This window comes from Pelomonas sp. Root1444, assembly GCF_001426885.1.
Lineage (GTDB): Bacteria > Pseudomonadota > Gammaproteobacteria > Burkholderiales > Burkholderiaceae_C > Pelomonas.
Map to the genome: position 1 here is coordinate 14220 of NZ_LMFP01000008.1, position 11428 is coordinate 25647.

General features: G+C 71.2%; 13 protein-coding genes. 7 read left to right on the top strand and 6 right to left on the bottom strand.

All coding sequences use genetic code 11. The annotated features are described in order from the left end of the window. Positions 1–7 precede the first annotated feature (7 nt). From ASD35_RS09850 to ASD35_RS09875, 6 genes are read left to right on the top strand one after another with little or no spacing between them, the layout of a single operon-like run. Positions 8–928, top strand: coding sequence for a branched-chain amino acid ABC transporter permease (locus tag ASD35_RS09850; protein WP_056874766.1), 921 nt, complete (start codon positions 8–10; stop codon positions 926–928). After that, positions 921–1871 carry a branched-chain amino acid ABC transporter permease gene (locus ASD35_RS09855; protein ID WP_056874767.1) on the top strand — a complete coding sequence of 317 codons (951 nt, stop codon included), beginning with the start codon at positions 921–923 and terminating at the stop codon, positions 1869–1871. The genes ASD35_RS09850 and ASD35_RS09855 overlap by 8 nt, the downstream gene beginning before the upstream one ends. Further along, on the top strand, positions 1864–2616 hold the full coding sequence (locus tag ASD35_RS09860) for an ABC transporter ATP-binding protein (protein WP_056874972.1): 753 nt from the start codon (positions 1864–1866) through the stop codon (positions 2614–2616). The genes ASD35_RS09855 and ASD35_RS09860 overlap by 8 nt, the downstream gene beginning before the upstream one ends. Positions 2617–2621: 5 nt before the next feature. Next, the gene (locus ASD35_RS09865; protein WP_056874973.1) at positions 2622–3329 is read left to right on the top strand and encodes an ABC transporter ATP-binding protein; all 708 of its coding nucleotides are present in this window, start codon (positions 2622–2624) and stop codon (positions 3327–3329) included. Further along, a complete protein-coding gene (locus tag ASD35_RS09870) occupies positions 3326–3763 on the top strand; it encodes a thioesterase family protein (protein ID WP_056874768.1) in 438 nt (145 codons plus the stop codon). Before ASD35_RS09865 ends, ASD35_RS09870 begins: the two co-directional genes overlap by 4 nt. Next, a complete protein-coding gene (locus tag ASD35_RS09875; RefSeq protein ID WP_056874974.1) occupies positions 3763–4170 on the top strand; it encodes a RidA family protein in 408 nt (135 codons plus the stop codon). Before ASD35_RS09870 ends, ASD35_RS09875 begins: the two co-directional genes overlap by 1 nt. 31 nt (positions 4171–4201) lie before the next feature. Here ASD35_RS09875 and ASD35_RS09880 read toward each other — a convergent pair whose 3' ends face one another. From ASD35_RS09880 to ASD35_RS09905, 6 genes are read right to left on the bottom strand one after another with little or no spacing between them, the layout of a single operon-like run. Continuing rightward, the gene (locus tag ASD35_RS09880) at positions 4202–4951 is read right to left on the bottom strand and encodes an ABC transporter ATP-binding protein (RefSeq protein WP_235538302.1); all 750 of its coding nucleotides are present in this window, start codon (positions 4949–4951) and stop codon (positions 4202–4204) included. Continuing rightward, positions 4948–5793 carry an ABC transporter ATP-binding protein gene (locus ASD35_RS09885; RefSeq protein WP_056874769.1) on the bottom strand — a complete coding sequence of 282 codons (846 nt, stop codon included), beginning with the start codon at positions 5791–5793 and terminating at the stop codon, positions 4948–4950. Before ASD35_RS09885 ends, ASD35_RS09880 begins: the two co-directional genes overlap by 4 nt. Then, entirely contained in the window at positions 5790–6677 is an 888-nt protein-coding gene (locus ASD35_RS09890) for an ABC transporter permease (RefSeq protein WP_056874770.1), read from the bottom strand. The genes ASD35_RS09885 and ASD35_RS09890 overlap by 4 nt, the downstream gene beginning before the upstream one ends. Next, a complete protein-coding gene (locus ASD35_RS09895; protein WP_056874771.1) occupies positions 6674–7681 on the bottom strand; it encodes an ABC transporter permease in 1008 nt (335 codons plus the stop codon). The genes ASD35_RS09890 and ASD35_RS09895 overlap by 4 nt, the downstream gene beginning before the upstream one ends. Continuing rightward, positions 7678–9312, bottom strand: a complete 1635-nt coding sequence (locus ASD35_RS09900) for an ABC transporter substrate-binding protein (RefSeq protein WP_056874772.1) — start codon at positions 9310–9312, stop codon at positions 7678–7680. Before ASD35_RS09900 ends, ASD35_RS09895 begins: the two co-directional genes overlap by 4 nt. Before the next feature lie 10 nt (positions 9313–9322). Continuing rightward, complete coding sequence (locus tag ASD35_RS09905) at positions 9323–10480, bottom strand: mandelate racemase family protein (protein ID WP_235538303.1); 1158 nt, start codon at positions 10478–10480, stop codon at positions 9323–9325. Between the two features lie 174 nt (positions 10481–10654). Between ASD35_RS09905 and ASD35_RS09910 the strand changes: the two genes are divergently transcribed. Beyond that, positions 10655–11416, top strand: coding sequence for a FadR/GntR family transcriptional regulator (locus ASD35_RS09910; protein WP_235538304.1), 762 nt, complete (start codon positions 10655–10657; stop codon positions 11414–11416). Positions 11417–11428: the final 12 nt, after the last annotated feature.

The window sequence follows — 11428 nt, forward strand, 5'->3', positions numbered from 1 at the left end:
ACTGACCATGGACTGGATCCTCCTCACCGAACAAGCCCTCAACGGCCTCCAATTCGGCCTGATGCTCTTCCTGCTCGCCGCCGGCCTCACCCTCGTGTTCGGCATCATGGACATGATCAACCTGGCCCATGGCTCGCTCTACATGGTTGGCGCCTACCTCGCCGCCGCCGTCGCTGCAGCCACCGGGTCCTTCCTGCTTGCCGTCCTCGCAGCACTCGTGGGCACCGCCGTCCTCGGCATGGCCCTCGAAGTCACGCTGCTGCGCCGCCTCTACGCCCGAGACCACCTCAGCCAGGTTCTCGCCACCTTCGCCCTCATCCTGATGCTCAACGAAGGCGTGCGCATCCTCTGGGGCGACCAGCCGCTGATGCTCAACACACCCGCCGCGCTGTCCGGCCCCGTCGAGCTGCTGCCCGGCCTGCACTACCCCGCCTACCGCCTGCTCATCATCGGCGTGGGCCTGGCCGTCGCGCTGCTGCTGTGGGTGCTGGTCACGCGCACCCGCTACGGCGCGTGGGTGCGCGCCGGCGCGTCCAACCGCCCGATGGCCACGGCCATGGGCGTCAACATCCGTGCGCTGTTCACCGCCGTGTTCGGCTTCGGCGCGGCGCTGTGCGCGCTGGCCGGCGCGCTGCTCGGGCCGCTGCTCGCGGTGCAGGTGGGCATGGGCGAAAGCATCCTCATCCTCGCCTTCGTCGTCATCGTCGTCGGCGGCATCGGCTCCGTGCGCGGCGCGCTGGTCGGCTCGCTGCTGGTCGGCGTCGTGGACACCGCCAGCCGCACGCTGCTGCCCGCCGCGCTGCGCCAGCTCGCCTCGCCCGACGTCGCGTCCAACCTCGGCCCGGCGCTCGCCTCCATCCTCATCTACGTGCTGATGGCCGCCATCCTGTTCTGGAAGCCGCGCGGCCTCTTCCCTGCGCATGGCTGACACACGCGCCCTCCACCACCGCGGCCTCGGGCGCTGGACCTGGGCGCTGCTGGCCGCGCTCGCCGCGCTGCCGCCGCTGCTGCAGGCCGCGGGCCTGGAGTTCTACACGGTGGTCGCGACGCGCATCCTCGTCTTCGCCATCGCCGCGTCCAGCCTCAACCTCATCCTCGGCTTCGGCGGCCTCGTGAGCTTCGGGCATGCGGCCTACATCGGCCTGGGCGCCTACACGGTCGGCGTGCTGATGGACGCTGGCATCACCTCCGCCTGGATCGCCTGGCCCGCGGCCATGGCGGTCAGCGCGCTGGCCGCGGCCGTCATCGGTGCCATCAGCCTGCGCACGCGCGGCGTGTACTTCATCATGATCACGCTGGCCTTCGCGCAGATGTTCTATTTCCTCGCCGTGTCGCTGAAGGCCTATGGCGGCGACGACGGCCTGCCGCTCGCGCAGCGCTCGGTGCCCGGGTTCGGCCTCGACCTGAAAGACGACGCCAGCTTCTACTGGGTGGCGCTCGCGCTGTTCGCCGCCGTGATGCTGGGCCTGCAGCGGCTCGTGAACTCGCCCTTCGGCTGGCTGCTGCAGGGCGCGCGCGAGAACGAGGTGCGCGTCGCCGCCGCCGGTGGCCGCGTGTTCGCCGTGCGTTGGCAGGCCTTCGTGCTGGCGGGCGCACTGGCCGGCCTGTCGGGCGCGCTGCTGGCGAATCTCAACGGCCTTGTCACGCCGCACCTGATGCACTGGTCGCAGTCCGGCCAGCTGATGGTGATGGTCATCATCGGCGGCGCGGGTGCGCTGTGGGGCGGGCCGCTGGGCGCGCTGGCGCTGCTGCTGCTGGAAGAGCTGTTGTCGGGGGTCACGCTGCACTGGCAGCTGGGTCTGGGCGCGTTGCTGCTGCTGGTCGTGCTGTACGCGCCCCGTGGCCTCGCAGGAGTGTGGCGCCGTGCTTGAGGTCAAACAGCTCGTCAAGCGCTTCGGCGCGCTGGCCGCGACCGATGGCGCCAGCTTCGACGTGCGGCCCGGCGAACTGCATGCGCTGATCGGCCCGAACGGCGCCGGCAAGACGACGTTGATCCACCAGATCTCCGGCGCGCTGCAGCCCGACGCTGGCGCCATCGTCTTCGACGGCCAGGACGTCACGCGCCAGGGCATGGCACGCCGCGTGCAGGCCGGCCTGGTGCGCAGCTTCCAGATCACCAGCCTGTTCAAGCCCTGCACCGTGCGGGACAACCTCGTGCTGGCGGTGCTCGCGCGGCGCGAGGGTGCGCCGTCGTGGTGGCGCAGCGCACGCACCGATGCGGCGGCGCAAGCGGAGGCCAACGCCTTGCTCGCGCGGGTCGGCCTGCACGCACAGGCGGACCGCATCGCCGGTGAGTTGGCGCATGGCGAGCAGCGCCAGCTCGAAGTGGGCCTGGCCCTGGCCGCACGGCCGCGCTTGCTGCTGCTGGACGAGCCGCTGGCCGGCATGGGCCCGGACGAGTCCGCGCGCATGGTGGCGCTGCTGCAGGCGCTCAAGTCGCAAGGCCTGACGCTGCTCCTCGTCGAGCACGACATGGACGCGGTGTTTCGCCTGGCCGACCGCATCTCGACGCTGGTCGGCGGCCGGGTCATCGCCAGCGGCTCGCCCGCGGCCATCCGCGAGCACCCCGAGGTGCGCCGTGCCTACCTGGGCGATGAGCTGGAGGCTGCGTCGTGAGCGCGCTGCTGGAGGTCGACGAGCTGCAAGCCGGCTATGGTGCCAGCCAGGTGCTGTTCGGCATGCAGCTGACCATGCGCCCCGGCGAGGTCGCCACGCTGCTGGGCCGCAACGGCATGGGCAAGAGCACGCTGCTGCGCTGCCTGTGCGGCTGGCTCCAGCCCACGGGCGGGCGCATCCGCTTCGCGGGCCAGGACATCACCGGCTGGCCGGCCGACCGCATCGCGCGGCTGGGCCTGGCGCTGGTGCCGGAGGGGCGGCAGGTGTTCCCCAACCTGAGCGTGCGCGAGCACCTCGACGCCTTCGCCGCCAACCGCAGCGGCGCGCGCGAGCCCTGGACGACGGCGCGCGTGTTCGAGCTGTTCCCGCGCCTGGCCGAGCGCGCCGGCCATTCGGGCCAGCAGCTGTCGGGCGGCGAGCAGCAGATGCTGGCCATCGGCCGCGCCCTCGTCACCAACCCGCGGCTGCTGGTGCTGGACGAAGCGACCGAAGGCCTGGCGCCCTTGGTGCGCGAGGAGATCTGGCGCTGCCTGGACCTGCTGCGCGGCGCGGGGCAGACCATCCTCGTCGTCGACAAGTACGTGCAGCGGCTGATCCGCCTGGCCGACCACCACACGCTGGTGGAGCGCGGCCGCGTCGCCTGGGCCGGCCCGTCGGCCGCGTTGGCTGCCGAACCGGCGCTGTGGCAAAAGCATCTGGGGGTTGGACCATGAGCGGCTTCGCCTACCAGCGTGAACAGCTCGTGCGCTTCGGCCATTGCGATCCGGCCGGCATCGCCTACTACCCGCGCTATTTCGAGATGCTCAACGAGCTGATCGAGGACTGGTTCGCGCACGACCTCGGCCTGCCGTTCGACGTGCTGATCGGCCAACGCCAGGTCGGCATGCCCACGGCGCAGCTGGACACGCGCTTCCTGCGCGTCAGCCGCCACGGCGACCGGCTCGTGCAGCGCATCCGCATCGAGCGCCTGGGTGGGGGCTCGATGACGCTGCGCGTCACGTTCGACGGTGGTGACGGCATGCGCGTCGAGTTCACGCAGGTGCTGGTCTGCACTTCGCTGGCCACGCACAGGCCGCAGGCCTTTCCCGACGACCTGCGTGCCGCGCTGCAGCGCTCGCTCGCCGCACAACAGGAGACAACCCCATGATCAAGCAAATCCTGCAGCCTGCCGGCTGGACCCAGCCGCGCGGCTATGCCAACGGCGTCGCGGCCAGCGGCCGCCAGGTGTTCGTCGCCGGCCAGATCGGCTGGAACGAGCGCTGCGAGTTCGACAGCGACGACTTCATCGCCCAGGTGCGCCAGACGCTGCTCAACATCCGCGCCGTGCTGACCGAGGCGCAGGCCCAGCCCGAGCACATCGTGCGCATGACCTGGTACCTCATCGACAAGCGCGAATACATCGCCCGCGGCCGCGAGGTGGGCCAGGCCTACCGCGAGGTGCTGGGCCGCGACTACGGCATCGCGATGAGCGCCGTGCAGGTGGCGGCGCTGATGGAGGACCGGGCCAAGGTGGAGATCGAGGTCACGGCGGTGGTGCCCGCCGCGGCGCCCTGAATCGCATGCAGCGCGGGAGCGCCGGGCGGCCTCAGCCCTCGGCGGCCCGCACGAGGGACCGCGTGTAGGCGTGCTGCACCTCGCCGGCGATGAGCGCGTCGCGTTGCAGCGTCTCCACGATGCGCCCCTGCTGCATGACGGCCAGCCGCTCGCACAGATGGGCCACCACGCCCAGGTCGTGGCTGACGAGCAGGTAGGTCAGGCCGTGCCGCCCGCGCAGGTCGGCCAGCAGGTTCAGCACCTCGGCCTGCACCGACACGTCCAGCGCCGACGTCGGCTCGTCCAGCAGCAGCAGCGGTGGCCGCAGGATGAGGGCGCGGGCGATGGCCACGCGCTGGCGCTGGCCGCCCGAGATCTGGTGCGGGTAGCGGAAGCGGAAGTGCGGCGGCAGGCCGACCTGCTGCAACGCCTCGTCGATGCGCTCGTCGATGCGGTCCAGCCCGTGCACGCGCAGCGGCTCGGCCAGCGTCGTGCGCACGGTGTGGCGTGGGTGCAGGGAGCCGTACGGGTCCTGGAACACCATCTGCGCGCGCCGTGCATGCGCCCGGCTGCGTTCGCCGCGATAGGCCTCGCCATCGATGGCGACGTCGCCCTGCCAGTGGTGGTACTGCCCGGCCAGGCAGCGCAGCACGGTGGTCTTGCCCGAGCCGGACTCGCCGACCAGGCCGAAGGCCTGCCCCGGCGCCACGTCGAAGCTCACGCCATGCAGCACGGTGCGCGCCTCGCCGCCCTCACCGAAGGCCAGGCGCAGGTCGCGCACGGACAGCATCGGCGCGGTCATGCGGCGCTCCACGCGGCGTCGCGCTGCAGTACCGGCAGCACGGCGCGGGGGTGGCGCAGGCTGGGCAGCGACGCCATCAGGCCCCGCGTGTAGGGGTGGCTGGCCTGCGGCAGGTCGGCAGCGGCCAGCGTCTCGACGATGCGCCCGGCGTACATGACCAGCACGCGGTCGCAGAAATGCTTCACCAGGTTCAGGTCATGGCTGATGAAGAGCAGGGCCAGGCCCTGCTCGGCCACCAGTTCGTCCAGCAGGCCGAGCACCTCCTGGCGCACCGAGACGTCCAGCGCCGAGGTCGGTTCGTCGGCGATCAGCAGTTGCGGGCGCTGCGCCAGCATCATCGCGATCATCACGCGCTGGCCCATGCCGCCCGACACCTCGTGCGGGTACTGCGCGGCCACTCGCTTGGGCTCGCGGATGCGCACGCGCGCCAGCAGGGCTTCGACGCGCTCATCGCACTCCGCGCGCTGCACCTTGCCGTCGCGCTGCACCGCCTCGCCGATCTGGCGACCGATGCTCATGACCGGGTTCAGCGAGTATTTCGGGTCCTGCATGATCATCGACAGCCGCCGGCCGCGCAGGGCTTGCATGTCGCGCTCGCCGGCCCGCAGCAGGTCGATGCCGTCGAACTGCAGCCGCTCGGCGCTGATGCGGGCCTGCTGTGGCAGCAGCTTCAGCAGCGCGCGGCCGACGGTCGTCTTGCCCGAGCCGGATTCGCCGACGACGGCCAGCTTCTCGCGGCCGAGCGTGAAGGACACGCCGCGCACCACCGGCACGGGCGCTGCGGGCGTGCCGTAGGCCACTTGCAGGCCCTGGACCTGGAGCAGGGGGGCGGCAGTCGTCATGAACTTTGGCGCGGGTCGAGCGCGTCGTTGAGGCCGTCGCCGAGCAGGTTGAAGGCCATGCTGACGGCCAGGATGGCCGCACCCGGGGCGGCCACGGTCCACCAGCTGTCCAGCATGTAGCGGCGGCCTTCGGAGATCATCGAGCCCCACTCCGGCAGCGGCGGCTGCGCGCCCAGGCCGAGGAAGCCCAGGCCGGCCGCCGTCAGCACGACCGAGGCCATGTTCATCGTCAGCCGCACCAGCACTGAAGGCAGGCACAGTGGTGTGAGGTGGCGCCACAGCACGCGCAGGTGCGAGGCGCCCTGCAGCTGGGCCGCGACGATGAAGTCGGCATGGCGCAACGTCATGGCTTCGGCGCGAGCCAGGCGCGCGATGGCCGGCCAGGCGGTCAGCGCGATGGCCAGCACCGCGTGGTCCAGCCCCGGGCCCAAAGCCGCAACGAAGGCCAGCGCCAGCACCAGGCTGGGGAAGGACAGGAACACGTCGGCCACGCGCATGCACAGCACGTCGACGCGGCCGCCGAAGTAGCCCGACACCACGCCGATGGCCATGCCCAGCGGGCCGACGACGACCGTCACCAGCGTGACGATGAACAGCGTGATGCGCGTGCCGTGCACGAGTCGGCTGAAGACGTCGCGGCCGAACTCGTCGGTGCCGAACCAGTGCGCGGCGCCCGGCGGCAGCAGGGCGGCGTCCAGCTGCTGGCGCAGTGGGTCGTGCGTGGCGATCCACGGCGCGAACAAGGCCACCAGCACCAGCAGCGCGATGACGGCCACGCCGATCGCCGTGAGCGGGTTGCCGAGGAGCTTGCGCGCGGTGGCGGCGGCTTCCACGCGCCAGGCCTGCCAGGGGCCAGCCGGCGCGGGGAGGGCGGAAGTGGTCATGAGCGGGCCCTCGGGTCGAAGACGCGGTAGAGCGTGTCGGCAGTCAGGTTGAGCGCGACGAAGAGCAGGCCGATGACCAGCACCGAGCCCATCACCGCGTTCATGTCGCCCAGCAGCAGGCTGCCGGTCAGGTAGCTGCCGAAGCCGGGCCAGCCGAACACCGTCTCCACCAGCACGGCGCCTTCCAGCAGGCCGCCGTAGGCCAGCGCGAGGATGGTCAGCAGCTGCACGCGGATGTTCAGGAAGGCATGGCCCCACACCACCTGGCGGCGGCTCAGGCCCTTGACGCGCGCGGTGGTGATGTATTCCTGGTTCAGCTGCGCCAGCATGAAGCTGCGCGTCATGCGGCTCAGATACGCCATCGAGTGCAGCCCCAGCACGCAGGCCGGCAGCAGCAGGTGGCGCAGCGCGCTCTGCAAAGCCGCGGTGTCGCCCGCCAGCAGCGTGTCGACCAGCATCAGGCCGGTGAGGCGCGGCACCGCGCCCTCGAAGCCCAGGCCGATGCGGCCGATGCCGCCGGCCCAGCCCAGCCAGGCGTAGAACACCAGCAGACCCATCATGCCGAACCAGAACACCGGCGTGGAATGACCTGCCAGGCCCACGACGCGGGCGATGTGATCCGGCCAGCGCTTGTGGTGGCTGGCGGCCCAGACGCCCAGCGGCACGCCCAGCAGCGCGCCGAGCAGGATGGCCAGCGTGGCCAGCTCGATGGTGGCGGGCAGCACGCGTGCGAGGTCTTCGGTGACGGGGCGGCCAGTCAGTAGCGCGCGGCCCAGGTCGCCCTGCACCAGGTCGCCGAGATAACGGCCGAACTGCACCCACAGCGGCCGGTCCAGGCCGAGCTGCCTGTAGACCTGCTCGTAGGTCGCGCGGTCCGCGTCGGGGCCGACGATGGCCAGCACCGGGTCCAGCGGCATCACGCGGCCGATCATGAAGGTCAGCAGCAGCAGGCCCAGCAAGGCCAGGCCGGCGCTCGAACCGCCGCGAATCCATTTCACGCTCATGAGCGGCGGCCTTCCTTGCAGACCTCGCGCAGCCGCGTCGCGCCGCTCGGGTGGCCGTGGTAGCCGCGGACCGCGCGCCGCAGCACCTGCGTGTCGAGCATCTGCGCGATGGGCTGGATGGCGCCGACCTGGGCGTCGAAGCGCTGCTGCGCCTGGCGATAGAGGTCGGCCTGTGCGGCGGCGTCGGGCGTCAGCAGTGCGCGCTCGATGAGGCCGTTCAGCGCGGCGTCCGCATAGCCGGTGCGCCAGCCCTGGAAATTGCTCAGGCGCGCGCTGTCGCGGTTGTCGGGGTTGTAGACCAGTGCGCGCAGGCTGGAGTGCGGATGCGCCTCGGCGCCGCCGCCGCCGCGGCCCACGACGATCTCGAAGCTGCGCTCGCGCATCGAGCCGTACACCTGGTTGCCAGTGCCCGGCAGGATGCTGGCGCGGATGCCGCCCTGCGCCAGTGTGGCCTGCAGGCTGGTGGCGATGCCGGTGAAGGGCGCCTCGGCGACGACGCGGATGGTCGTGTCGAACCCTTCGGGCAGGCCCGCCTCGGCAAGCAGCTTGCGCGCGGCTGCAGGGTCGAAGCGGTAATCGGGCTGCGGCAGCGAAGCGGGCAGGCCGGGCGGCACGGGCCGCATCTGCAGCTCGCCGTAGAAGGGCAGCACGCCGCTGGCGACGCCCTGGAAATCGATCAGATGACGCAGCACCGCGCGGCGCACGCGCTCGTCGGCATAGCGCGGATGGCGGGCGTTGACGGCCACGTAATACATCGTGGCACGGCGCACTTCCTCGACGACGAGGTCGGGCCGCTTCGCCAGCGCGCGCACGTCGGGCGCCGACATGCCGCCGGCCACGTCCAGGTCGCCGCGCATCAGCATCAGCCGCAGCGTCTGCGACTCGGTCATGTGGCGGAACACGACGCGGCGCAGCTTGGCGGCCGGCTGCCAGTGGTGGGCCGCGCGGCGCATCGTCAGCAGCTCCTTGGGCCGCCATTCCTCCAGCTCGAAGGCGCCGGAGCCGGCGGCGTGCGTGGTCAGCCAGGCGTTGCCGAGGTCGCCGCGCTGCTCGTGGGCCAGCACGGCCTCGCGGTCGATCACATAGCCGCTCATCGAGGTGGCCAGCGTCATCAGCACCAGCGTCGGGTCGGTGGGTTGGGGCAGGTCCAGCACCAGCGTCTGGGCATCCTCGGCGCGGATGTGGGTGGCCGCATTGGCGGCGGTGAAGCCGTAGCTCTTCCAGACCGAGGCCAGTGCGAGGTTGAGCTTCAGCACCCGGTGCAGCGACCAGGCCGCATGCGCCGCCGTCAGCGGCCTGCCGCTGGCGAAGCGCACGTCGGCGCGCAAGTTCAGCGTGATGCGCCGGCCGCCTTCGCCGACGCTCCACGATTGCGCGAGGCTGGGGCGCAGCCGCGTCGCATCGGCGGCCTCCACTTCGAGCAGGCTGTCATACAGATTGCAGGCGACGGTGGCCGCATCCAGGCCCGTGGCGGCCGCCGGGTCGAGCGAGAGCAGGTTGTTCATGCTCATGCCGATCAGCAGCTGGTCGTCGGGCGAGCCGGCGTGCGCGGTGCCCCAGCCGGCGGCGAGCAGCGCGGGCAGCGCGAGCAGAGGGCGGCGGCGCAGGGGCCGCTGGGATGCCAGGAACATGGCGGCGCGCTCAATAGGTGGCGACGGTGTGGCGGGCGATGTAGTCGAAGTTGATGTCCTCGCCGAGGCCCGGGCCCTTGGGCAGCGCGACGAAGCCGTCGGCGTCCATCGGGTCGACGATGGCGTTCAGATAGGCCGGCACCTCGTCGTAGTCCAGGAACGGGTGCAGCAGCCCGCGCTCGTACCAGCGGCAGTTGCGGATCGCACCACAGACGGCGAGGTTGGGCGCGCCGTTGCCGTGCACCTCGCAGTTCATGCCGAAGGACTCGGCCAGGTGGGCGACCTTCATCGTCGGGCCGATGCCGCCGCAGCCGGTGACGCCGGCGCGCAGGATGTCGCTGGCGCCGGCCTTGACCCAGTCGGCGCGCGCGTAGTGCTTGCCCGACAGGCTCTCCGGGCCCAGCAGAGGCACATCCAGCTGGCCCGCCAGCCAGGCGTAGGACGCCGTGCTCTGCTCGTTCATCATTTCCTCGAACCAGGCGAACCCCAGCTCCTCCAGCGCGCGGCCAATGCGCAGCGCGTCGGTGCGGCTGTACTCGTGATAGCCGTCGAGCATGAGCTCGATGTCCGGGCCCACGGCCTCGCGCACAGCGGTGCAAGCCTTGATGTCCATGCCGGGGTTGGGCGCGAAGGACACCGGCGGCATCCAGGTGTGCAGCTTGATGGCTTTGTAGCCACGCTCCACCAGCCGCAGCGCAAAGGCGGCGTACTCCTCGGGCGTGGACAAGCCACCGGCCAGCTCGTCGCCGCACATGGTGCTGCCGTAAGCCGGCACCTTGTCGCGGTAGCCGCCGAGCAACTGGTGGACCGGCACACCCAGCGTGCGGCCGATCAGGTCGAACAGCGCGCTGTCCACCGCGCCCAGCGCGCGGTCGGTCAGCTGGCCGGCGCTGCCGCGCTGCCAGTGCTCCAGCTCGCACCAGAGCTTCTCGCGCTGCAGCGCGTCGCCGCCCACCAGCACGCGGCGCACGAACTGGTCCAGCACATGCGGCCGCACGACCTGCGGCGGGGCGAAGCAGTGGCCTTCGACACCGTCGGTGCTGCGGATGCTCAGCAGCGCCAGCCTGGCCTGGCTCAGCGGGCCCGGGTGGGAGTGGCCGGCCGCGTCCACCGAGCGGCGCGTCGGGTGGGTGAACTCGACGGCGCGGATGCTTTCTATCTTGATCATTTGATTATCAACGTCAGTCGTCTGATGACTTGCAGTGTAGGGTTGCTCGGCACGGATGCCAATGCACATTGGGGAAATTCGCCTTAGTTCAGGGTTTCCGATGATTCGCATGATTTTTCGGCTCATATACTGAAGTCAGTCGTCAGACAACTAGGCGAACTCCAACGAACTGCCGTGACCACTTCCGCCCAACCCGCCAGCCGCTCCACCAGCTTGTCCCAGCGCATCGTCGACGCGCTCTCCGAGCGCATCGCCAGCGGCGTGCTCAAGCCCAACGAGAAGATGCCCACGGAGCCTGCGCTGATGCAGGAGTTCGGCGTGAGCCGCAGCGTCGTGCGGGAGGCCATGTCGCGCCTGCAGGCCGGCGGCCGGCTGCGAACCCAGCAGGGGGTGGGCAGCTTCGTGCTGGCGCCCAAGGTCGAGAACCCGCTGCTGCAACCGGTGGCGGCCGCCGAGCTGAAGATGCAGCAGAAGCTCGCCATGCTGGAGCTGCGCCTGAGCCTGGAGCCCGAGGCGGCCGCGCTGGCGGCGCAGCGGCGCACGCCCGAACAGCTCGCCGCGATGGAGCGGGCGCTGAAGGACTTCGACATCCAGCGCAGCACCGGCGAGGCCACGGCCGAGGCCGACTTCCGCTTCCACGAGCTGCTGGCCCAGGCCACGGGTAACGAGTACTTCGCCCATGTGCTGCATTCGCTGAGCAGCGCCACCATCCCGCGCCATCTGGCGGCGGCCGCCACGCCCCGCCGCGGGCGCCCGCCGAAGGTGGCGCGCTTCGGCGAGCCGTCGCCCGAGCTCCGCCCGGGCAAGGACATCACCTCTCGCGAGCACCACGCGGTGCTCGAGGCCATCCGACGCGGCGATGCCGCAGCGGCGCGCGCGGCCATGTTCATCCACCTGAACAACAGCCGCGAACGCATGAAGAACGCCAGCCGTTGAGCGCCGCGCCGA

Coding starts and splice junctions, on each gene's coding strand:
- ASD35_RS09880 (WP_235538302.1), bottom strand. CDS start 4,951: ATGACCGCGCCGATGCTGTCCGTGCGCGACCTGCGCCTGGCCTTCGGT.
- ASD35_RS09900 (WP_056874772.1), bottom strand. CDS start 9,312: ATGTTCCTGGCATCCCAGCGGCCCCTGCGCCGCCGCCCTCTGCTCGCG.
- ASD35_RS09895 (WP_056874771.1), bottom strand. CDS start 7,681: ATGAGCGTGAAATGGATTCGCGGCGGTTCGAGCGCCGGCCTGGCCTTG.
- ASD35_RS09885 (WP_056874769.1), bottom strand. CDS start 5,793: ATGACGACTGCCGCCCCCCTGCTCCAGGTCCAGGGCCTGCAAGTGGCC.
- ASD35_RS09850 (WP_056874766.1), top strand. CDS start 8: ATGGACTGGATCCTCCTCACCGAACAAGCCCTCAACGGCCTCCAATTC.
- ASD35_RS09890 (WP_056874770.1), bottom strand. CDS start 6,677: ATGACCACTTCCGCCCTCCCCGCGCCGGCTGGCCCCTGGCAGGCCTGG.
- ASD35_RS09905 (WP_235538303.1), bottom strand. CDS start 10,480: ATGATCAAGATAGAAAGCATCCGCGCCGTCGAGTTCACCCACCCGACG.
- ASD35_RS09870 (WP_056874768.1), top strand. CDS start 3,326: ATGAGCGGCTTCGCCTACCAGCGTGAACAGCTCGTGCGCTTCGGCCAT.
- ASD35_RS09855 (WP_056874767.1), top strand. CDS start 921: ATGGCTGACACACGCGCCCTCCACCACCGCGGCCTCGGGCGCTGGACC.